Annotated in this window: 20 protein-coding genes and 1 riboswitch; of the genes, 19 read left to right on the forward strand and 1 reads right to left on the reverse strand. The window is 33.8% G+C overall.

Annotation, left to right across the window (positions count from 1 at the left end):
* Positions 1–229: 229 nt before the first annotated feature.
* The 13 genes from L1276_RS09970 to L1276_RS10030 all read left to right on the forward strand — a co-directional run bounded on the left by L1276_RS09970 (position 230) and on the right by L1276_RS10030 (position 15,302).
* The gene (locus tag L1276_RS09970; protein WP_253787335.1) at positions 230–3,076 is read left to right on the forward strand and encodes a TonB-dependent siderophore receptor; all 2,847 of its coding nucleotides are present in this window, start codon (positions 230–232) and stop codon (positions 3,074–3,076) included.
* Between the two features lie 570 nt (positions 3,077–3,646).
* Positions 3,647–3,835: a hypothetical protein gene (locus tag L1276_RS09975; protein ID WP_253787337.1), complete on the forward strand. Its 189-nt coding sequence runs from the start codon at positions 3,647–3,649 to the stop codon at positions 3,833–3,835.
* Between the two features lie 72 nt (positions 3,836–3,907).
* Complete coding sequence (locus L1276_RS09980) at positions 3,908–5,212, forward strand: O-acetylhomoserine aminocarboxypropyltransferase/cysteine synthase family protein (RefSeq protein WP_253787339.1); 1,305 nt, start codon at positions 3,908–3,910, stop codon at positions 5,210–5,212.
* Positions 5,213–5,483: 271 nt separating this feature from the next.
* Positions 5,484–6,572 (forward strand): aspartate kinase, encoded by a 1,089-nt coding sequence (locus L1276_RS09985; protein WP_253787341.1) that lies wholly within the window; start codon positions 5,484–5,486, stop codon positions 6,570–6,572.
* Positions 6,573–7,115: 543 nt separating this feature from the next.
* Entirely contained in the window at positions 7,116–7,307 is a 192-nt protein-coding gene (locus L1276_RS09990; RefSeq protein WP_253787343.1) for a hypothetical protein, read from the forward strand.
* Positions 7,308–7,496: 189 nt separating this feature from the next.
* Positions 7,497–7,605: riboswitch (SAM riboswitch) on the forward strand.
* Between the two features lie 78 nt (positions 7,606–7,683).
* Positions 7,684–8,667 carry an alpha/beta fold hydrolase gene (locus L1276_RS09995; RefSeq protein ID WP_253787345.1) on the forward strand — a complete coding sequence of 328 codons (984 nt, stop codon included), beginning with the start codon at positions 7,684–7,686 and terminating at the stop codon, positions 8,665–8,667.
* Position 8,668: 1 nt separating this feature from the next.
* A complete protein-coding gene (gene thrA, locus L1276_RS10000; RefSeq protein WP_253787347.1) occupies positions 8,669–11,083 on the forward strand; it encodes a bifunctional aspartate kinase/homoserine dehydrogenase I in 2,415 nt (804 codons plus the stop codon).
* Positions 11,084–11,152: 69 nt separating this feature from the next.
* Positions 11,153–11,710: a hypothetical protein gene (locus L1276_RS10005; protein WP_253787349.1), complete on the forward strand. Its 558-nt coding sequence runs from the start codon at positions 11,153–11,155 to the stop codon at positions 11,708–11,710.
* Positions 11,711–11,790: 80 nt separating this feature from the next.
* The gene (locus L1276_RS10010) at positions 11,791–12,216 is read left to right on the forward strand and encodes an OsmC family protein (RefSeq protein WP_253787351.1); all 426 of its coding nucleotides are present in this window, start codon (positions 11,791–11,793) and stop codon (positions 12,214–12,216) included.
* A gap of 132 nt (positions 12,217–12,348) precedes the next feature.
* On the forward strand, positions 12,349–13,521 hold the full coding sequence (locus tag L1276_RS10015) for a PLP-dependent aspartate aminotransferase family protein (protein WP_253787353.1): 1,173 nt from the start codon (positions 12,349–12,351) through the stop codon (positions 13,519–13,521).
* Positions 13,522–13,610: 89 nt separating this feature from the next.
* Positions 13,611–14,141, forward strand: coding sequence for an alpha/beta hydrolase (locus tag L1276_RS10020; protein WP_253787354.1), 531 nt, complete (start codon positions 13,611–13,613; stop codon positions 14,139–14,141).
* Between the two features lie 103 nt (positions 14,142–14,244).
* Positions 14,245–14,748 carry an RDD family protein gene (locus tag L1276_RS10025; RefSeq protein WP_253787356.1) on the forward strand — a complete coding sequence of 168 codons (504 nt, stop codon included), beginning with the start codon at positions 14,245–14,247 and terminating at the stop codon, positions 14,746–14,748.
* A 143-nt stretch (positions 14,749–14,891) separates the two neighbouring features.
* Positions 14,892–15,302: an Rrf2 family transcriptional regulator gene (locus L1276_RS10030; RefSeq protein WP_012023576.1), complete on the forward strand. Its 411-nt coding sequence runs from the start codon at positions 14,892–14,894 to the stop codon at positions 15,300–15,302.
* 110 nt (positions 15,303–15,412) lie between these two features.
* Here L1276_RS10030 and L1276_RS10035 read toward each other — a convergent pair whose 3' ends face one another.
* Positions 15,413–16,195, reverse strand: coding sequence for a sulfite exporter TauE/SafE family protein (locus L1276_RS10035; protein ID WP_253787359.1), 783 nt, complete (start codon positions 16,193–16,195; stop codon positions 15,413–15,415).
* A gap of 306 nt (positions 16,196–16,501) precedes the next feature.
* Here L1276_RS10035 and L1276_RS10040 point away from each other — a divergent pair, with 306 nt between their 5' ends.
* The 6 genes from L1276_RS10040 to cobA all read left to right on the forward strand — a co-directional run bounded on the left by L1276_RS10040 (position 16,502) and on the right by cobA (position 23,528).
* Complete coding sequence (locus tag L1276_RS10040; protein ID WP_253787361.1) at positions 16,502–17,404, forward strand: sulfite exporter TauE/SafE family protein; 903 nt, start codon at positions 16,502–16,504, stop codon at positions 17,402–17,404.
* 25 nt (positions 17,405–17,429) lie between these two features.
* Entirely contained in the window at positions 17,430–18,140 is a 711-nt protein-coding gene (locus tag L1276_RS10045) for a phosphoadenylyl-sulfate reductase (protein WP_253787363.1), read from the forward strand.
* A 161-nt stretch (positions 18,141–18,301) separates the two neighbouring features.
* On the forward strand, positions 18,302–19,201 hold the full coding sequence (gene cysD, locus L1276_RS10050) for a sulfate adenylyltransferase subunit CysD (protein ID WP_035645595.1): 900 nt from the start codon (positions 18,302–18,304) through the stop codon (positions 19,199–19,201).
* A 140-nt stretch (positions 19,202–19,341) separates the two neighbouring features.
* The gene (locus L1276_RS10055) at positions 19,342–20,586 is read left to right on the forward strand and encodes a sulfate adenylyltransferase subunit 1 (RefSeq protein WP_253787365.1); all 1,245 of its coding nucleotides are present in this window, start codon (positions 19,342–19,344) and stop codon (positions 20,584–20,586) included.
* An 85-nt stretch (positions 20,587–20,671) separates the two neighbouring features.
* Entirely contained in the window at positions 20,672–22,762 is a 2,091-nt protein-coding gene (locus L1276_RS10060) for a HEPN domain-containing protein (protein WP_253787367.1), read from the forward strand.
* The gene (cobA, locus tag L1276_RS10065) at positions 22,755–23,528 is read left to right on the forward strand and encodes a uroporphyrinogen-III C-methyltransferase (RefSeq protein WP_253787369.1); all 774 of its coding nucleotides are present in this window, start codon (positions 22,755–22,757) and stop codon (positions 23,526–23,528) included. The genes L1276_RS10060 and cobA overlap by 8 nt, the downstream gene beginning before the upstream one ends.
* The last annotated feature ends 18 nt before the right edge of the window (positions 23,529–23,546 follow it).

Raw genomic sequence — 23,546 nt, forward strand, 5'->3', positions numbered from 1 at the left:
TTAAAAAATAGTTCGCACATTTGCCTCGTTAAAATCACAGAACAAAAATGAAATTTACAGTTTGCAATATGATGTCTTGTAAGATGCCGGAATTCTCCGCAGAGACTCTATTGTAGATTTTTTTCAACAATATATAAAACCTCTGCCCATCGCAGAGGTTTTTTTTGTTTAAAACCGAAAATAACTGTAAATCCTTTTAAGCCAAAAACAAATTAATCAGTAAAAAGAAATGAAGAAAAATGTACTAATCGTTTTAGGTCTTGTGACATTTTCAGGCCTTTATGCTCAGGATAATAAAACTGAGCAGGATTCTTTGAAAAACAATGAATTGTCAGAAGTAACCATAATTGGATCAAGAAGCAAGAACAGAGTAAAGACAGATGTACCGGTTCCGGTTGACGTTTTTAATATTGCCGATATTACAAAAGGAGCACCGCAAACCAGCGTAACTCAAATTTTAAATTATGTAGCGCCATCATTTACAAGTAACGCAACATCAACTGCTGATGCAACAGACCACGTTGATCCGGCACAATTAAGAGGTTTAGGGCCAGATCAGGTTTTAATTTTAGTAAACGGAAAACGCAGACATACCAGCGCTCTGGTAAACATAAACGGATCGCCGGGAAGAGGATCTGTAGGAACAGATTTAAATGCCATTCCATCTTTTGCAATTGAAAGAATTGAAGTTTTAAGAGACGGAGCAGCTGCACAATACGGTTCTGATGCTATTGCCGGAGTTATTAATATTGTACTGAAAAAGAATGCCAATTACCTTACAGGAGGAATTCAGTACGGAACTAATTTATCATCTGGATCTAATAATTTTAAAGGAGGAGCCGATGGACAAACTTTGCAGGTTGATTTAAACTACGGAACTTCATTAGGTAAACCAGGAAGTTTTTTAAATGTTACCGGTACTGCCGTCACAAGACAAGCGACAAGCAGAGCAGGAATTAGAAATAACGGAATCTTTAATGCTTATAATGCAGTAGAAAACCGAGCAGCTCAAAACGGAGTTGAAATCAATTCATTATTTAGTAATATTAATACAACTGCAAATTCGGCACAAATTATCAGTTCGCTGCAACAATATGCGCCTCAGGTAAGTTATTTTACAACAGCGCAGCAAAATGCAATTGCATCGGCAACAACAATTGCTCAAATGCAGACAGCGCTTAATTTTGATGTTACCAATAATGAATTAAATTACAGAGGACAGCAAAGAGCCGATTATAACATGAGTGTTGGTCAGTCAGAATTAGCTTCGGGACAAGCGTATTATAATGCAAAATATCCTTTAACCGAAACGACTTCCTTGTATTCATTTGGTGGATTATCGTATAGAAATGGTCAATCATATGCTTTTAACAGATTACCAAATGGTTCCGGAACTTTTACACAAGTGTACGAAAACGGATTTTTACCAGAAATAGAATCGTCTATATTAGATGCTTCGGCAGCACTTGGAGTTACTACCAACGTATTAGGTTTCGATACAGACTTAAGCACTAATCTTGGAACAAACTCATTTAATTATGATGTAAACAATACAATCAATGCGACTTTGGGAACTAATTCTCCTTCTAGTTTTGATGCTGGTAAAGTTTCTTTTTTACAAAGTACCACCAATTTAGATTTTAGCAGAAAATTTGATTTTCTATCTGGATTAAACGTTGCTTTTGGAGGTGAATTTAGATATGAAAATTATCAAATTAAAGCAGGAGATGAAGCTTCATACGGATTGTATGATGTAAACGGAGGTTTGGTAACCGGAATTCTGCCAAGTACTTCACCTTTAATTGTTACTGATTTCTTTGGTAATAAACGTGGGGCAGGAGCGCAGGGATTCTCAGGATTTCAGCCTTCTGATGCTAAAGAAAAAGACAGGCAAAGCGGTGCTGCTTACATTGATTTAGAATTAAACGTAACCGAAAAATGGCTGGTAAACGGAGCGGCGCGTTATGAAAATTATTCAGATTTTGGAAGTACAGTTACCTTTAAATTGGCTTCTCTTTTAAAATTGACAGATAATATCAATTGGAGAATTTCTGGACAAACAGGTTTTAGAGCACCTTCATTACAGCAAAAATATTTCGAAGCAAGTTCAACACAATTTATTAATGGCGCACCCTATCAAGTTGGATATTTTACAAATGATTCTCAGGCAGCAAAAAGTATTGGTGTAGAAAATTTAAAGCCAGAAAAATCAAAAAGCATCAGTACAGGATTTACATTTAAAATTCCTGATGCAAATCTTACCATTTCTACCGATGCTTATTATACAAGAATCAACGACAGAATTGTTTTGTCAGGACAATATGCAAGACCAACAGATGCGCAGATAAGTGGTGCGGCATCGCAGACACAAAGAGATGCCTTAACTTTGTTTCAACAGGCATTTGATTTAAAAGGTGTAGAAAGAGCTTCGTTCTGGACAAACGGAATTGACTCTGAAACTAAAGGAATTGATTTAGTAGTTTCTCAAAAGTACGATGTAATTCAGGATTTTATAATCAGAAATGATTTGGCTTTAAGTTTTAATGAAACAAAAAGAGTAGGAAGTTTAAATGTACCGCAGTCAATTATTGATGCTGGAGGAGATCCTTATATATATTCATTTTTTCCTGAGTCAAGCCGAATTTATTTAGAAAAAGCAATTCCGAAATTGAAAGCAAACTTAACTACAACTTTCAGTATCAAAAAACTGGATATATATTTAAGAAACAATTATTTCGGAAAAGTAACAGATCCTGGAGCAACAGATGTTAATTTAGATGGATTTGCTTCGGTTTACGAACATCCGGAATATTCTGCAAAATTAGTAACCGATTTATCTTTCGGATATCAAATAAATGAACATTTTAGAGCAACCGTTGGATTTAATAATATAGGAGATGTTTATCCGGACAGAAATAATCCGTCAACTCCGGCTTTCACAAACACAACTCCAACATTGTCTCCCGCACCAAGTACAGACTTGACAAATGCAAATCAGTTTGCCTATTCGAGAGCTGTATCGCAATTTGGATTAAACGGAAGATTTGGTTTTGCTCGTTTGAGCTTTAAATTCTAAAAAAAAATGGACCACCTATTTTACGGATTAAACGGATTGACACTGATTTTTTGAATCAATGTAATGCTAAAAAAAACAGGCCGCAGATTTTAAGGATTAAATGAATTAGCACTGATTTTAAAATCAATGTAGTCTTTTAATCTGCGGCTAAAATTTTTCAACCCATGTAAATCGTTTTTATAATACGTAGGTTTTATTAAAGACAAAACCCGTAATAATCGGTTTAAACCGTAAAATTAGTCGTCCATCTTTGAAAAGGAAGCTAGTATTTACGTGACTTATAAAATTTTAATGTTAAATATCAAAATTTTATTTGTGAGTTAAATAAATAAATATTACATTTACTCTATTGAATTAGTCGAGTTTAAATAAAAAGAAATTAAATTTTAAATAGAAATGAAAACAATAGCAAGAAAAAATATGATGTGTTGTAGTATGATGCAAATGTGCATCCAAACTTGCTGTTGCCAAAAGTAAAAGATACAATCTTTGTTATAGTTAAACTATAAGCCCTTTTGGTCGCCATCCGAAAGGGCTTTTTTCATTTCAACACTTTTAAAATTAAAAATCATGAAAACATTAAATTCAATAGCAGTAGAATATTTATTGAGAAACGATTCTCAAAAAGACAACAATAGATCTGAAGAGATAACAAGAGAAGTTAGAAGAATAAATGCAGAGCAGGATCGAAAAATTCAAAAATCAGTACTGTTTCAAATGTATGATCTTGAAATAGAAGGAGAACTTCCTTTTGCTTAATCACTTCAAAATTTAAGACAATCATATAACAATATATAATAGTATTAACAATACCTAAAAAACTAAGAAATCATGAGCACACACAAATTTGCAACAAACGCATTACATGCAGGACACGATGTTACTAAAAATTCAGGAACAAGAGCAGTGCCAATTTACCAGACATCATCATACGTATTTAATAATGCAGATCATGCGGCCAATTTATTTGGTCTTGCCGAAGCCGGATTTATTTACACCAGATTAAACAACCCAACAAATGATGTTTTGGAGCAGCGATTGGCAGCTCTCGAAGGCGGAATTGGAGCTGTAGTTACAGCATCTGGGGCATCGGCAATATCAACTGCTTTATTGACTTTGTTAAGAGCCGGTGATCATATCGTAGCATCAAATAGTTTATACGGAGGAACTTACAACTTACTAAGCGTAACATTACCTCGTTTAGGAATTACTACGACATTTGTAGATCCTTCAGATCCTCAAAACTTCACTAAAGCATCTAAAGAAAATACTAGAGCATTCTTTGTGGAATCTTTAGGCAATCCAAAGTTAGATGTATTAGACTTAAAAGGAATTTCGGTAGAAGCCAAAGCCTTCAAAGTGCCATTTATAGTAGATAATACTGTTGCGACACCTTATTTATTAAACCCAATTAAATATGGTGCCGATATTGTAATTCACTCTTTAACTAAATACATAGCCGGAAACGGAACGTCATTAGGAGGCGCGATTATCGATGCCGGAAACTTTGACTGGTCTAATGGAAAATTCCCTGAATTTACAGAACCGTCTGCCGGATATCACGGATTAGTATATCACGAAGCGTTAGGAAATGCGGCTTTTATTGCAAAAGCCAGAATCGAAGGATTACGAGATTTTGGAGCCGCTTTAAGTCCGTTTAATGCTTTTCAGATTATTCAGGGATTGGAAACCTTACCTATCCGAATTAAAAAACACAGTGAAAATGCTTTGATATTGGCCGAATGGTTAGAGAAACAAGATGAGGTAGTCTGGGTAAATTATCCGGGTTTGAAATCAAATAAATATTATGACTTAGCCAAAGAATATCTTCCGGAAGGTCAAAGCGGCATTATCACTTTTGGATTAAAAGGAGGTTTTGATGCTGCCAAGAAAGTAGTAGACGGAACGAAATTGTTCTCGCTTCTGGCTAATATTGGGGATACCAAATCACTTATTATTCACCCTGCCAGTACAACACACCAGCAATTGTCTGAAGAAGATCAATTAGCTACAGGAGTGTCAAAAGATTTAGTCCGACTTTCTGTTGGAATTGAAGATGTTGAAGATTTAATTGCCGACTTACAATCGGTTTTTGAAAGCGTAACGCAATCGCAGTACAGCATCAATAAGAATTAGGTTTTTTTGTTTTTTGTTTGAAAAATTGCCTTTAGCAGCGTGAGTTCTGCTAGAGGTGATTTTTTATAAAAAAAGAAATTAAAAATAAAAGTTCACCATATAAGTAATATAAGTTGATTTTAGTAGAGACGCATCAATGTAGAGACGCACAGCAGTGCGTCTAACTCGAAAACACAGTGCGTCTAAAATTAATAAACGTTGATAAATTAAATGAACTTATATAACTTATATGGTTTACTAAATATTAGATATGTTTTAAAAAATTAAAATTATGTCAAAGCTTAAAATAAATATTATCCTTTTTGGAATTGGAAATATAGGAAGCACTTTAATCAATCAGATTATAGAAAGTCAGGAGTTTTTTCTTCAAAGCAAAAATGTTGATTTTCATTTTCCAATAATTACCAACTCTACCGTTGCCTTTTTCGAGAAAGAAGGCGTGGGATATGCCTGGGAAACCAATTTTAGAGAATTGGCCGTTCCTTTTAGAGTGCAGGACATTATCGAATTTGCAAAAGAAAATGAATTCGAAAATCTAATAGCAGTTGATGCAACTGCAAGTGATGAATTGATTGGTCATTATAATACGTTGATCGAAAACGGATTTAATATTGTTGCCGTCAATAAAAAGGCAAATACACTGCCTATTGACCTTTATAAACAGTTAAGAGAAAATCTTAAAAAGTATGACAAAGAGTTTTTATATGAAACCTCAGTAGATACGGGTTTTCCTGTTTTGCAGACTTTAAGGGATTTATATTTCTCCGGAGAAAAAATAACCAAAATACGAGGCGTATTTTCAGATAACCTGAGTTATGTCTTTAATCGTTTTTCTGCCGAAGAAAACTCTTTTTCGTCTGTTTTAAAAGATGCCAGCCTTCTCGGATTAATGCGATCTACCTTTAAAGAAGATTTATCAGGGAATGATACAGCGAGAAAACTATTGATCCTGACAAGAGAAATAGGGAAAGAATTCGAATTCTCAGATATCAAAATCAATTCTCTTATAAGAGAAGAACATTTAGAGAAAAATGGAATACTGAATAAAGAGGCGATTGATAAATCATTTAAAATTGCCAAAATAACCCAAAAAGACAATCATGTCTTACGATATATAGGAGAATTTGATGTAGAGAAAAATACTCTGGAAGTGAAATTAGTTTCAGAACCGGCAACATCAGCCATTGGGCAGTTAAAAGGATCAGACTCTATTTTCGAAATTTACACGCAGTCGTATGCCAATACTCCAATTGTACTACAAAGTGCATCTCCATGCAAACAGGCGATTTCAAGAGGTTTAATAACCGATATTTTAAAAGTTGCAGAAAAAATTAAAAATAAAGAAGCAGTCTGGCTGTAGTGGATTTCAATATTAGGCAGTTCTTTGATAGAATGAAACAAGAAGTTAGATGTTTTTTTTGTAAGATTTAACCTTCTTTAGTTTGAATTAAAATTTTGTAAGATGTTTTTTAACGATAAAAAGCTGTTTTTTAACGTTTTTTAAGAAAAAATAAGCTTTTGTAACTTGGAATATTAAAAAAATATTCGCAAATTTGTAAGACAACTAAGATCTGTTAAAAAAGCAGGATTAATTGTTAAAATACTAAACACTTTTTAGATTTAATCACATCAAAAAAAGTTTATAAAAAATAGTAAATGCAAGATTTTTTTAAAATAACAGTCAAATCGCAAATGAATAAGTCCCTACAGATGAACCAGATGTTCAATGTCGCACGTATTTGTGTATGCGTCTGTTGATACTAAAAGTATATATAAGTTGTATAAAACTTAAACCCTTTTGGTATTAAAAACCCAAAAGGGTTTTTTTATTCCATTTAACAGCATAACAAAGAATTAAAGAAAACATAAAGATTAAAAAATAACTAACATAAACTTAAATATCATGAGCGCAATTAACTACTTAAGAAAAAAATTCAGAAATACTAAAGCTGAAAGAAACAATCCTCCGCCAACAAATGAATTAATCCACCCAAGTTTCGGAGTAACTGAAACAGATAAAAAAGCGGAGAAAAAAGCACCAAATTCATTATTGTTTTTGATGTATTCTAAAGAAAATGAAACGCTTTTCATCTAAGTTGAAAAGTGCCATAATACAGGACTGAAACCTGCATGATATTACTGGGCATACCGTTCGGTAATTTTGTGCGTACAATAGTTTCTGATTGAATTATATTTAAGAAATTGAACAATCAGTTTCGATAAAATTTGTTAGTTTAAGAAATTAGTAGTTAATTTGCACCGTTAAGTTCAAAAACGTATTGAAATGTTATAAAGAAAGGAGGAGGGATTAGACCCGATGAATCCTTAGCAACCCTTCGTTAATTCGAAGAAGGTGCTGCATTCTACCACGACCAAACGTGGAAAGATAACAACAAGAATTTTTCTAGTTTCACTCTAGACTTTCTTTCTAATATTTCCACATACAAATCAAAAAGTAAAAAGATTTGAAATTGGAAAATATACCAAGTCCCATTATAATTCAAGATTTCATCACCGAAAGTGGTGCACTGTCTCCGTCGTTACCGTTAAGTTTTACACTTTCCGGAAAACCGCTGTATACTGCCCCAATTGTTTTGGTAAATCATGCCTTAACCGGAAACGCTGAGGTTACCGGAAAAAATGGCTGGTGGAGCGATTTAATAGGCGAAGCAAAAACCATCGATACCAATCAATATACCATTTTGGCATTTAATGTTCCCGGAAACGGAACCGATTCGTTTATAATCGAAAACTATCAGGATTTTACAACCAGAGATATTGCCAGAATCTTCATCAAAGGATTGAAAGCTTTAAATATTGAACAGGTATTTGCTATAATAGGCGGTTCAGTTGGTGGTGGAGTTGCCTGGGAAATTCTGGCTTTGGAACCTAATATCACAGAACATTTAATTCCAATCGCAACTGATTGGAAATCGACAGACTGGATGATTGCCAATTGTTTTCTGCAAGAACAAATTCTGAACAACTCTTCAAAACCAATTGAAGATGCCAGAATACACGCCATGCTGTGTTACCGTTCGCCGGAATCATTCAAAGAAAAATTTAAGCGCACCATCAATCAGGATCTTTTGATTTTTAATATCGAAAGCTGGCTGGCACATCACGGAAAAAAACTACAGCAGCGTTATCAATTAGCCTCATACAAATTGATGAACCAGTTGCTTAAAACCATCGATATTACCCGAAATAGTGCCGATTTCGAAACCTTAATATCCAAATCAAATGCTGCGATTCATATCGTGGCCATTAATTCAGATTTGTTTTTTACACCAAAAGAAAATCTGGAAACTTACAATGAATTAAAGAAATTTAAAAACAATGTTTTTTACAGCGAAATTGATTCGGTTCACGGACATGACGCTTTTTTAATCGAGTACAAACAATTAGATCATTTACTTGCCGATATTTTTAAGGCAGAAACAATAGCAAAATAAAATGAAAATATTAAAATTTGGTGGTAAATCATTATCAAACGGAGAAGGACTTAATAAAGTAGTTTCAATCATTACTGATAAAGTAAATCAAGGCGAAAAAATTGCCGTAGTAGTTTCTGCCCGTGGAAATGCGACAGATGAATTAGAAGATATCTTAAGAATTGCCGCTAAAAACGGAAATTACAAACCGCTTTTAGAAAGCTTTAAAGCATACCAAACTTCGGATTATCCAAAAGTAGATTTATCTGAAGAATTTAATATTTTAGATAAATTATTCGAAGGAGTAAGCTTAATTGGTGATTACAGCAACAAAATCAAAGATCAGATTTTGTCTAAAGGTGAATTGCTTTCGGCTAAATTATTGACTTCCATTTTAATTGAAAAAGGAATTCCTGCCAATTTCGTTGACACAAGAGAATTGTTAAAAACCGATTCTAAATTTGGTGACGCTCAGCCTTTGGAACAACTTTCAAAGAAAAACGTTATCAATTATTTCAAATTACATAACGGTGAAACAGTAAATATTGTTACAGGTTTCATTGGTTCAAACAATAACAACGACACCACAACTTTAGGAAGAAACGGAAGTAATTATACCGCTTCGTTAATTGCTAATTATCTGGATGCCGAAGAACTTCAGAACTTTACGCACGTTGACGGAATTTACACGGCAAATCCTGATTTAGTTGCCGATGCTAAAAAAATCGAATATTTATCGTTTAATGAAGCAAATGAATTAGCTAATTTTGGAGCAACAATTCTGCACGCCAAAACGATTATTCCATTGTTGGAAAAAAATATTCCGCTTCGTATTTTAAATACATTCAATCACGAAAACCACGGAACTTTAATTACTTCAAATTCTCAAAAAGAAGGAATTAAAACGCTTTCTGTTTTAGAAAATGTGTCTTTGGTAAATCTTGAAGGACGCGGATTACTAGGAAAATCTGGAGTTGATGCCCGTATTTTTAAAGTAATGGGTGATCACAACATCAGCGTAAGCATTATTTCGCAAGGTTCTTCAGAAAGGGGAATTGGATTGGTTGTAGCAAAAGATAAGGCAACACTGGCAATGGTTGAGTTAGAAAAAGAGTTCGAAAACGACTTTTATTCTAAAGATGTAAACCAGATTACAGTGACTGATAATGTTTCGGTAATTTCGATTATCGGGCAGGATTTAAGTACTTTCCACAAACCATACACCGCATTAATCAAAAATAAAATAGTTCCAATTTTATTCAACAACACTGTTACGGGTAAAAACGTGAGTTTAGTTGTGAAGAAAGAAGAACTAAATAAAGCCTTGAACGTAATTCACGGAGAGATTTTTGGAGTTTCTAAAAAAATCAACATTGCTATTTTCGGTCACGGATTAGTGGGTGGAACTTTGATTAATCAAATTTTAGAATCGGCTTCTTCAATTGAAAAACGTAAAGATGTTAAGCTGAATGTCTTTGCAATTGCAAATTCTAAAAAACTGCTTTTAAATAAAAAAGGAGTAACCTCAAGTTGGAAAAATGACATTGAAACTAAAGGTGAACCGTATACAATTAAAGACATTATTGCTTATGCAAATGAGTATCATTTAGAAAACTTAATTGCGATTGATAATACGGCAAGTGCATCATTCGTAGAAAATTATGTTCCCCTTGTAGAAAGCAGTTTCGACTTAATTTCTTCAAATAAAGTGGCCAATACTTTGACGTATGGTTTTTATAAAGAATTGAGAAAAGCTTTGGCAGAAAACCAAAAAAATTATTTATATGAAACTAATGTTGGTGCAGGTTTACCATTAATTGATACCATTAAATTACTGCATCTTTCTGGTGAAAACATCACAAAAATTAAAGGAGTTTTCTCTGGAACATTGAGTTATTTATTCAATAATTTTTCTGCAAAAGATGTTCCGTTTAGTGAAATTCTGAAAGAAGCCATTGATAACGGATATACAGAACCAGACCCGCGTGAGGATTTATGCGGAAATGATGTGGGAAGAAAATTATTGATTTTGGCAAGAGAATTAGATTTGCAAAATGAGTTTGAAGAAATCTCCATTCAAAACCTGATTCCGGAACATTTACGTGAAGGAAATGTTACTGATTTCTTGACAAAATTAAAAGAATTCGACCCAATTTACGAGAAAATAAAAGCCGACCAAAAACCAAATCATGTATTACGATACATTGGTGAATTGTCTGGGGATTTACAAAATGACAAAGGAAATCTGGAAGTAAAATTAGTTTCTGTTCCTTCAGACACTGCTTTAGGAGGATTGAAAGGTTCAGATTCTTTCTTCGAAATTTACACAGAATCTTACGGAGATCGTCCAATTGTTATCCAGGGAGCTGGTGCAGGCTCTGCGGTAACGGCAAGAGGAGTTTTTGGAGATATTTTGAGGCTGTCTGATAAAGGATAATTGATTTTTTAGCGCAAAAAGGAAGGAAGAAAAATCTTAACTTTACACTTTAAAAATTAAATATAAAGTATGAAAAAGATTTTCATTTTGCTATTGTTTTCAAATATTTTGGCAGCTCAAATTTCGAATGTTGTTCGAAACAAAGACAGTTATACACAGGAAGTTTTTCCTTATAAAGGAGTTAGGGCTATTCAAATAGACGAAGTTAGTTCTGTTGGAAATGAGGATAATGTTTTTATTTTTTCAAAGATTGAAAAAAATGCAATTCCCGACAAAATGTATTTTCAAAGATTTACAAAAGTCAATGATAAATGGGTTGTAAAATCTATTTTAGAAGTAAATCATAACGGAATTATTTCAGCATGGGGAAGCAGAAAAGCTTTTTGGGATTGTAATAAAGACAAAAGCATTGATGGTCTTTTTATTTATGGACTTTATGACGCCGCTTTTAAACAGCAGTCAGTTCATTTGATTTTTTCGCAAAAAGATCAATTTTACACGATAGAATCTAGTGTTTCGGATGATTTTAAAACAGATAAATTCTCTGATAATTTTAAATCACTTGATGCAGAATCTAAAAAGCAGATTTTAGAATATTGGAATAAATTAGATAAAAAAGACAAGTAGTCTTACATGAATTATTTAAACAGAAGTTTAGTATTTATAATATCATGTAAAAAAGACAAATAACCTAAGAATAGAATACCATGAAAGTAACTTTAAACAGAGTAAATGACGCTTTTCATTTTAAAGTAAAAAATGAGCGCGGACATATAGTTGACGTTGACAGCAGAGCTGAATTTGGAGGAAGCGATTTAGGTGCAAGTCCGATGGAGCTGGTATTGATGGGCGTTGCCGGATGCAGTGCGATTGATATGATTTCGATTTTGAAAAAACAGCGTCAGGAAATCACTTCTTTTAACGCTGAGGTTGAAGGAACACGTGTGCAGATTGAAGAAGCAAAACCTTTTAAAGAAATCGATGTGGTTTTTTATTTAGAAGGTGACATCAATCCAGAAAAAGCACAACGTGCCGCACAGCTTTCTTTTGAAAAATACTGCTCAGTGGCTAAAACGGTAGAGCCAACAGCAACAATTAATTACAAAGTTGTTTTAAACAACGAAGCTTTATAAATTAGAAAATGAGTTAATTTGAGAATTAGATAATGCTCTATTAGCTGAAAACAGAAAAGATTATTTCTTAAAACTTTGTGTTCACTTTGTGAAACTCTGCGAAATAACTTCTCAAAAAACAAAAACAACACAATGAATACAGAAGAATTTGGTTTTGAAACACAAGCCATTAGAACACATTTAGAAAAAACACAATTTCAAGAACATTCAACACCTTTGTACTTATCTTCAAGTTTTATATTTGAAGATGCAGAGGATATGAGAGCTTCTTTTACAGAAGAAAAAGTCCGCAATATTTACTCTCGTTTCAGTAATCCAAATACAACAGAATTTGTAGATAAAGTTTGTGCTATGGAAGGCGCCGAAGCGGGTTATGCTTTTGCAACCGGAATGGCTGCAATATATTCTACGTTTGCTGCATTGTTAGAATCAGGAGATCATATTGTTTCTGCAGGAAGTGTTTTCGGATCAACTCATGCGTTGTTCATGACGTATTTTCCAAAATGGAAAATTGAAACTTCTTATTTTGACATCAATAAACCGGAAACAATTGAAAGTTTTATTAAACCAAATACTAAAATTCTATATGCAGAAACGCCAACAAATCCTGGCGTAGATGTAGTTGATTTAGAATTATTAGGTCAAATTGCAAAAAAGCACAATTTGATTTTAATAATCGACAACTGTTTCGCTACTCCATACATTCAACAGCCTATTAAATATGGTGCGCATATAGTAATCCATTCAGCAACAAAATTAATTGACGGTCAAGGCCGTGTTTTAGGTGGAGTTGCCGTTGGAGAAGCAGAGCTAATTCGTAAAATATATTTGTTTTCAAGAAATACGGGACCAGCAATGTCACCATTTAATGCATGGGTTTTGTCAAAAAGTTTAGAGACTTTGGCTGTTCGTGTAGACAGACATTGTGAAAATGCTTTAAAAGTGGCTGAATTTTTAGAAAGCCATCCTAATGTAAACAGTGTGAAATATCCATTTTTGAAATCACATCCAAAATATGAAATTGCCAAAAAACAAATGCTTTTAGGCGGTAACATTATTGCGATCGAAATTAAAGGCGGTCTGGAAGCAGGAAGAAAATTTTTAGACAAAATTAAATTATGTTCTCTTTCGGCAAATATTGGTGACGTAAAAACGATTGTAACGCATCCTGCATCAACAACACACAGCAAATTATCTGAAGAAGATCAATTAGCAGTAGGAATCACGCAAGGTTTGGTTCGTGTTTCTGTAGGTTTAGAAACAGTAGCAGATGTAATTGCTGATTTAAAGCAAGCACTTGATTAATAATATAAAGTATAAATTTGAAGGGCTATTTTTTTAAATAGCCCTTTCTTGTATCTGGAAGATTGTTTTATAAATAAATTAAGGCGTGTATGGTAAAACCAAAATTACTTTTGCTTTCGGATTTGTTTGGAGATAATCCTGAATGGATTAAATATTATATTAAAATATTAGCACCTCAATTTGATGTTAAGTATTATGATGTTTTAAAAATAGCTGAGATTGGTTCGTTGAAAAATGAAGCGGAAATCCATAATCGATTTTTAGACGGAGGAATTGAAAAAGCAGTAAATAATTTATTGAATTATGAAAAAGAAAAAGTTGTTATTTTGGGTTTTAGTATTGGAGGAACTATTGCCTGGAAAGCTTCATTATCAGGGTTGAGAACCACTTATTTATTTGCTGTTTCATCAACACGTTTAAGATATGAAACAAAATCGCCAGACTGTGCTGTAAAGTTGTATTTTGGAGAAAACGATCTCAACAAGCCGAGTTCAAAATGGTTTCTGGATTTGGATCTTGAAAATATAATCTTAAATAATCAAGGTCATCAACTGTATATGAATCAAAATACCGCTTCTCTAATTTGTGACGATATCTTAAAATACGTTACTGTAAATTAATTACTGTTAAAAAAATATCTTTCCTTTTTGTTATTGTTTCAGTAAAAAATATATTTTTGTTTAGTAACGAATTAAAAACTATTGATAATTAAACTAAACCAAAATGAGCAATTCTACTTACGTTTTAGATGATACATTATTAGCTTCTGCTGGAGCACGTTTTATAAATTATATAATTGATTTGATTGTTTTTGTGATCATCTTAATTGCAATTGGAGTTTTAATTGGTATTGTCACAGCGTTATTTGGATTGACTGAACTTGGCGTATGGGTTGATAATTTAGGTGATTTGGGCTGGAATGTTATTGTCATATCAGTGTCTATAACGTATTATACTTTGATGGAAGGTTTATTTGGGAGATCAATAGCTAAGTTTATTACAGGAACTGTTGTTGTAGATGAAAACGGAGAAAAACCAACTATGGGTGTTGCTTTTAAAAGAAGTCTCTGCCGCTTAATTCCTTTTGATGCTTTCACTTTTTTGGGAGGTGCAAGAGGTTGGCATGATTCAATTTCTAATACCTATGTTGTGAGCAAAAAAGCATTAGAAGAGAATAAAAAAACGTTTCATGAATTCAATTTAATTGGGGCAAACGATATAAATTAATTTAAACTATACTAATTTAGTCGAATATAGGTTTCATTCTGTTATATTCTCATTTAAAAAGATTATTTTTGTTGCAGAAAATATGCTTATTGTTTGTTCTAGAAAAAATCTAAAACCTACAGTCTACAATCTAAAATATAAAAATGCTTTCAAAGAAAACAAAATACGGAATTAAAGCCCTTACATATTTAGCCAGGAGAGAAAACAACGAACCTGTACAAATTGCCGAAATTGCCAAAAGTGAACACATTTCGATTAAATTTCTGGAAAGTATTTTATTATTACTTCGTAATTCCGGTTTTCTTGGTGCTAAGAAAGGAAAAGGCGGTGGTTATTATTTAATAAAAGATCCAAAAGATATCAGTATGGCAAAAGTCTATCGTATTCTCGAAGGCCCAATTGCATTACTGCCTTGTGCAAGTCATAATTTCTATGAAAAATGTGATGACTGCGATGATGAATCTACCTGTGCTGCACGACGTTTAATGACCGAAGTTAGAGATAATACACTTAAAATATTAGAAAGTAATTCTTTGGCAGATATTGCATTTTAATTTTTTACCATATAATTTATATAAGTTCATTTAATTATCATCGTTTAAATTTAGACGCACTGCTTTGCGTCTCTGCTAAAATGAACTTATATGGTGAAAAAATAATCTTTTTAGAAAATCAATTTATAACCGGCCATAAAAAGCATTACTGCTATTGCATTTCTTAAAAATAAGTCAGGTACTTTTCCGCTTAAACTGCTTCCGATATAAATTCCGGGAAGTGATCCCAGTAATAATTGGCCTAACAGTACTAAATCTAAATTCCCCATAGAAGCGTGGCCAATTCCTGCAACTAAAGTCAAAGGAACAGCGTGAGCGATTTCGGTTCCTACCAAACGAGGTGTTGGTAAAAGCGGATAAAGAAAAAATAAAGTAACCGTTCCTAAAGCGCCGGCACCAATAGAAGTTAAAGTTACAGTCGCGCCAAGCAATATTCCAATTCCAATTGTCAGCATATTTTGAGTAGTGCTTTCGCTATGAAATTTATCGCCGGCATGTTTTTGAGAAAATTTTAGAATTTTATTTTTGAATATAATAGCTATAGAGGTAAATAATAAAGCCCAGCCTAAACTGTACTTAATTACATGATTTATAGTTTCTATATCAGTTTTAATGCTGTTTAATATCCATAAAGTCACAAGGGCAGCAGGAACGCTTCCTAATGTGAGCCAGCCGGTAATCTTCCAGTTTATGTTTCCTTTTTTATTATGTACAAATACGCCGCCGGCTTTTGTAAAAGCAGCATAAAGTAAATCTGTTCCTACTGCGGTTGTGGGTGGAATATTAAAATACAGTAAAATAGGAGTCATTAAAGAGCCACCTCCAACACCGGTTAATCCAACAATAAAACCCACTACTAACCCCGCAACTACAAGACCAATCTGAAAATCCATAAAAAAAGTTTGGCGCTAAAATAATAACAATTTTATAATTATCCTATAGATTTGGTAGAGATTAAATGTGTATTTTTACAAATCACAAAATTAAAGTACGCTGTTAAAATCTGATGAAGCAGTGTATAATTTGTTAAATAAATTATTAATCCTTTATTAAAATTCTTTTGTCTTGTTTTTTAGTATAATAGCTTTTGTAAAAAAGTAAATATATTGTTTTGATATTTCAAAATATATAGTACTTTTGCAAAGTAATCTACTAAGCCGATAGGGTAATAGATTTTAAGAAAAACAAATTCTTAAAATATGGAAAATGAACTTAAATTAAACAATACAGACATAAAGGCAAATTTTTTGTCAAAGGAAAATTTATGGGTTTTAATACCTGTTGTTTTATTGTTGGGTTTGGTAGCTACATTAATATATAATCACCACGCTGAATTTTCGTGGAGTGGTTTTGTAGAAGGATTTAATGAAGAGTTCTTAGTATTTTTTGCGATTGGTGTTTTTGCTCAATTGGTTGACGGAACATTAGGAATGGGTTACGGAGCCACTTCGACGTCATTTTTATTGGCTTATGGAGTGCCGCCGGTTGTGAGCAGTACAGCAGTTCACGTTTCTGAAATGTTTACAACAGGAGCATCGGCGCTTTCTCATCATCGCTTTGGTAATATCAATAAAAAATTGGTAAAACATTTATTGATTCCTGGAGTTTTAGGTTCAATTACAGGAGCTTATTTATTGTCTGATGTAATTGACGGCAATATTATCAAACCGTTTATTGCGGTTTACATGATTATTTTGGCGGTAGTTATTATCAAGAAAGCATTAAGAAAAAGCATCGTAAAAAAGAAAACCAAAAAATTAGGTGCTTTAGCAGTTTTTGGCGGATTTATGGATTCTGTTGGAGGTGGAGGCTGGGGCCCAATTGTGACTTCTACATTATTAGGAAGAGGAAGAAATCCGAGATACACAATTGGATCAGTAAATGCAGCTGAGTTTGCTATTTCATTTGCAAGCGGTATCACTTTTATGCTTTTTGGCGGAATTATTGGCTGGCAGGTAATTATCGGATTGATTTTAGGAGGAGTTATTTCAGCGCCATTAGCGGCTTATTTGGTAAATAAAATCAAAAGAAAACCAATGATGGTTGCGGTTGGAGTACTAATTATATTATTGAGTTTAAAAACATTATCTAAATTATTGTAATTCTTTAGATAGGGAGAAAGAGATTATGAGTGCGATTATTGTACAAGAATTATTAGAGAAAACTAAAGATTTTTCGCTTGACGAAACCTTAGTTCTTTTAGCAAAAGAGTTTCCGGGGAAAGTAATTTTTTCAACTTCTTTTGGACAGGAAGATCAGGTAATTACAGATTTTATTGCAAAAAGTAATACTGATATTACCGTTTTTACTTTGGACACGGGAAGATTATTTCAGGAAACTTACGACGTTTTTCACAAAACATTAAAAAAGTATAAAAGACCTATTGAAGTTTATTTTCCAGAAGCCACTGCTGTTGAAAATTTACTAAAAGCAAAAGGGCCAAACAGCTTTTACGATTCAGTTGAAAATAGAAAAGAATGCTGTTTTATTCGAAAAGTGGTTCCGTTAAGAAAAGCTTTGGCAGGAAATTCAGTTTGGATTACGGGCTTAAGAGCCGAACAGTCAGAAAACAGACACGATTTAAATCTGTTTGAATATGATGGAAATTTCGAAATCACAAAATTTAATCCGTTATTAAAATGGACTTTAGAAGAAGTTGAAACGTATTTATCAGAGAACAATGTTCCTCAAAACGCTTTACACAAACAAGGTTTCGTAAGTATTGGTTGCGCACCTTGTACCAGAGCAATCTTTCCTGGCGAAGATATCAGAGCCGGAAGATGGTGGTGGGAATCTAGTCATAAAGAGTGTGGGTTACATAGCGCTAAGAAAGAGTAAACAGACTTTTTAGAAGAAAGAAGCAAGAGGCAAGACTTCTGCAGAGAATAGAATATAGATTATAGAATAAAGAGTGGAGATTTTTAGATCAGGCAACTTGAAACTTTAAACATGAAACCTGAAACAAAATTTTCACAAACAAAATATCAAACAAAAAAACAATGAGTTCAGTATTAAAAACAAACGCTTTAGAGAGTGAAGCGATATACATTTTCAGAGAAGTAATTTCACAGTTTGACAAACCGGTTTTACTTTTCTCAGGAGGAAAAGATTCTATTACATTAGTGCGTTTGGCGCAAAAAGCATTTTTCCCTGCTAAGATTCCGTTTCCTCTATTGCACGTTGATACGGGACACAATTTCCCTGAAACAATTGCTTTCAGAGATAAATTAGTAGAAGAATTAGGTTTAGAGTTGATCGTTCGTAATGTTCAGGATGCTATTGATGAAGGAAAAGTAGTTGAAGAAACAGGTAAATACTCAAGTAGAAACAGCTTGCAGACTACAACACTTTTAGATGCAATTGAAGAATTTAAGTTTGATGCTTGTATTGGAGGCGCACGTCGTGATGAAGAAAAAGCAAGAGCTAAAGAACGTATTTTCTCAGTTCGTGATGATTTCGGACAATGGGACGAAAAAAATCAGAGACCAGAATTGTTTGATATTTTGAATGGAAAAATTGAAAATGGACAAAACGTTCGTGTTTTCCCAATTTCAAACTGGACAGAATTAGATGTTTGGAGTTATATCGAAAAAGAACACATCGAGATTCCATCAATCTATTTTTCACATAAAAGAAAAGTTTTTTTGAGAGACGGTTTAATCTGGTCGCATTCTCCTTTTGTGTACCAAGAAGAAGACGAACAAATCGAAGAAAGAATTGTTCGCTTCAGAACCGTTGGAGATATGAGTTGTACAGCAGCAGTTGAATCTTACGCAGCAACAATCGAAGAAGTTGTAGGCGAAATCAGAGAATCAACTATTTCTGAAAGAGGAGCCAGAATAGATGACAAACGTTCTGAAGCTGCAATGGAAAAGAGAAAACAACAAGGTTATTTTTAATTGATAATTAATAATTAACAATTGATAATTAAAAAGTAGAATCAAAAAAACATACAGATTTAAATTTTAGTTCAAAGGCAAGCAACGTGAAACTTGAAACCTGAAACAAAAAAAATTAAACCTGAAACAAAAAATACAGAATGGAAGTTTTAAAAATAGCAACAGCAGGAAGTGTAGATGACGGAAAAAGTACTTTGATCGGGAGATTATTGTACGATACAAAATCATTGACGACTGATAAGATAGAAGCAATCGAAAAAAGCAGTAAACAAAAAGGTTATGATTATCTTGATTTTTCTTTGGCAACTGACGGATTAGTAGCAGAAAGAGAACAAGGAATCACGATTGATGTTGCGCATATTTATTTTTCGACTGCAAAGAAAAGTTACATTATTGCCGATACTCCAGGTCACGTAGAATATACAAGAAACATGGTTACGGGAGCTTCGACTTCTCAGGTTTCGATTATTTTAATTGATGCTAGAAAAGGAGTAATTGAGCAAACATACCGTCACTTTTTCATCAATAATTTATTGAGAGTAAAAGAGGTAATTGTTGCCATTAATAAAATGGATTTAGTGGATTATTCGGAAGAAGTTTTCAATAAAATCAAAGCCGATTTCCAAGCGTTAAATGCAAAAAGTACATTCAAAGAGCAAAACGTAAGTTACATCCCGTTAAGTGCAATCAACGGTGGAAACGTGGTTGACAAATCTGAAAACATGCCATGGTATGACGGACAAACTGTATTAGAACATTTAGAAGGATTACACGCTTCTGATGTTTTTGAAGCAGGAAAAGCACGTTTCCCAGTTCAGACTGTGATTCGTCCAAAAACCGAAGAATACCACGATTTTAGAGGTTACGCTGGAAAATTATACGGAAACACAATAAAAGTTGGAGATGCCGTAACGGTTCTTCCTTCTTTAACAGAATCAAAAGTATCTAAAATTCACTTTTTCGATAAAACATTTGATGAAGCCGTTGCTGGTTCTTCAATCACAATCGAATTAGAAAATGATATCAATGTAACGAGAGGCGATATGATTGTAAAATCAGATGAGCTTCCAAAAATTGAAAAAGATATTACCACAACAGTTTGCTGGATGGACAGTAAAAAACTGGTTGCAGGAACAAAATACATTGTACAGCACAACACAAATTCGGTTTTAGCAAAAGTAGAAAGTATCAAAAATACCATCTCAACAGACTATTCTGGAACAAAAGAAGCTTCGCAATTGGCAATCAACGAAATCGGAGAAGTAAGCATTAAATTAAGCAAGCCTTTATATTTTGACGCTTACAACGAAAACAAATCAAACGGAGCTTTTATCTTAATTGATACAGCAACAAACACAACAGCAGGAGTAGGATTCATCAGATAGTTGATGGTTTTTAGTTGATAGTTGATGGTTTTTTAGAGCCAACAACCAACAACAAGCAACCGACAACCAAAAACTCAAAAGAGAAATGGAAAGTTTTAGAACAGAAATAGAAAATCCGGTAGTTCAGAGAGAGATTATCGAATTAGAAAAAAAGATTCATTTATTCCGTGGAGGAAAAATTGATGATGAGCGTTTTCGTAGTCTTCGTTTAGCGCGTGGAATCTACGGGCAGCGTCAGGAAGGCGTTCAGATGATTCGTATCAAATTGCCTTATGGTAAAGTGACCAGCGAGCAATTAGTGCGTATCACACAAGTTTCTGATGAATATTCTACAGGGCGTTTGCACATTACAACACGTCAGGATATCCAGATTCACTATGTGAGTTTAGACCGAACACCAGAACTTTGGGCAGATTTGGCTAAAGACGATATCACGCTTCGTGAAGCTTGTGGAAACACCGTTAGAAATATTACAGGAAGTGAATTGGCTGGAGTTGACGTAAACGAACCATTTGATGTTTCGCCTTATGCACACGGACTTTTTCAATATTTGTTAAGAAACCCAATTTGTCAGGAAATGGGGCGTAAATTCAAAATTTCGTTCTCATCTTCAGACGAAGATACCGCTTTGAGTTATTTACACGATTTAGGATTTATTCCTAAAATTAAAGACGGACAAAAAGGTTTCAAAATCATGTTCGGAGGAGGTTTAGGATCTCAGCCAGCGCACGCTGAATTGCTTTCAGAATTTGTTCCAGTTAACGAAATCATTCCAACAGCAGAAGGAATCATCCGTATTTTTGATAGATACGGTGAACGTGCTAAAAGAATGAAAGCGCGTATGAAATTCTTAATCAAAGAAATGGGAAGAGATGTTTTCCTTGATTTGGTTGAACAAGAGAAAAAAGCCATTGCTTTTGAAACATACGAAATTGATACAACAGCTTTTGACGGTCCAATTCCAGAGCCATTATTAGAAGTTCCGCAAGTTACAATTGAAGATACAGAGGCTTATGAAGCTTGGAAAAATTCGAATGTAATCAAACAAAAACAAGACGGTTATTATGCCATTGGAATCAAAGTTTTATTAGGAGATTTTTATACTGATAAAGCACGATTATTAGCTAATTTAATTAAGAATTACGGAGCAAATGAATTACGTTTTTCATTGCGTCAAAATATTGTAATACGTCACATAAAAGAAGAGAATTTACCTTTCTTTTATCAAGAATTAGCCAAATTAGATTTTGTTCAATTAGGATATAATTCAGTTGGAGATATTACGGCATGTCCGGGTACTGATACTTGTAATTTGGGGATTGCAAGTAGTACCGGTATTGCAGAAGAATTAGAAAGAGTTTTAACGGCAGAATATCCTCAGTATTTAAACAATCGCGAAATTGAAATTAAAATTTCAGGCTGTATGAATGCCTGCGGACAACATAATATGTCTGCAATTGGATTCCAGGGAATGTCTATCAACTCAGGAAAACTGGTTGCTCCAGCTTTACAAGTTTTATTGGGCGGAGGAAGATTAGGAAACGGAGCAGGACGTTTTGCTGATAAAGTAATCAAAGTGCCTAGTCGTAGAGGTCCTGATGCATTGCGTACCATCTTAAATGATTTTGACGCTAACGGAAGCGGACAAAAATTCCTAGATTATTATGATACAAAAGGAGAAAAATATTTCTACGAAATCTTAAAACCTTATGCAGATGTAACCAATTTAACAGAAGCAGATTTTGTGGATTGGGGTAACGCAGACAATTATGTAAAAGCAGTGGGAGTTGGAGAATGTGCCGGAGTTGTGATCGATTTAGTAGCAACATTATTGTTTGAAGCTAAAGAGAAATTGATCTTGGCTCAGGAATCTTTCGACAACCAAAAATGGTCAGATGCGATTTATCATGCTTATGCAGGATTTGTAAATGGAGCAAAAGCGTTGTTATTGTCAGAAAACCAAAAAACAAACCATCACGCAGGAATTGTTGACTTATTTGATACTGTTTTTATTGAAAACAATAAAATCGAATTAAACTCAACTTTTAAAGACTTGGTTTACCAAATCAATAAAAATGAACCATCAGAAGCTTTCGCTAAAGATTACATTGCTCAGGCAGTAGTTTTCTTTGATAAAATCGAAACTTTCAGAGCACAGGAATTAGCAAATGCATAATATAAAACCCAAAATAACTTTAGTCGGTGCAGGTCCGGGCGATCCTGATTTACTTACGCTGAAAGCTGTAAAAGCATTGGCTGAAGCTAATGTGGTTTTATATGACGCTTTGGCCAATGATGAAATTCTGGATTACGCACCAAAAAATGCCATTCGAATTTTTGTTGGAAAAAGAATCGGAAATCATGCCTACACGCAAGATCAAATCAATCAATTGATTGTCGATAATGCTTTAACTTACGGACACGTAGTGCGATTAAAAGGTGGAGATCCATTTATTTTTGGAAGAGGAAGCGAAGAAGTGGAATTTGCAGAAAGCTTCGGAATTGAAACCATCGTAGTTCCCGGAATTTCTTCTGTAGTTGCCGTTCCTGCAAGTCAGGGAATATCAATTACAAAACGTGGCGTTTCAGAAAGCTTTTGGGCAATTACAGGAACAACTTCTGATAGAAAATTATCTTCAGACGTAGCTTTGGCAGCACAATCTTCTGCAACAGTAGTAATCTTAATGGGAATGCACAAATTGCCTCAAATCATCGATTTGTTTCAAAAAGAAGACAAAGGAAATTTACCCGTTGCGATCATTCAAAACGGAACAACCGCAGAAGAAAAAGTGGGAGTTGGAACAGTAAATTCTATTCTAAATATTGTAAAAGAAAAAGAATTAGGTTCACCAGCCATTATTGTTCTGGGCGAAGTTGTAAGAGAAAGCAATAAGTTAAAAGGATTTTACGAAGAATTTCTATCAAAAGAAATTTCAAGATAAAGTTCCGAAGGAACGATT

The organism is Flavobacterium sp. HSC-32F16, from assembly GCF_024171645.1.
In the GTDB taxonomy this organism is placed as follows: domain Bacteria; phylum Bacteroidota; class Bacteroidia; order Flavobacteriales; family Flavobacteriaceae; genus Flavobacterium.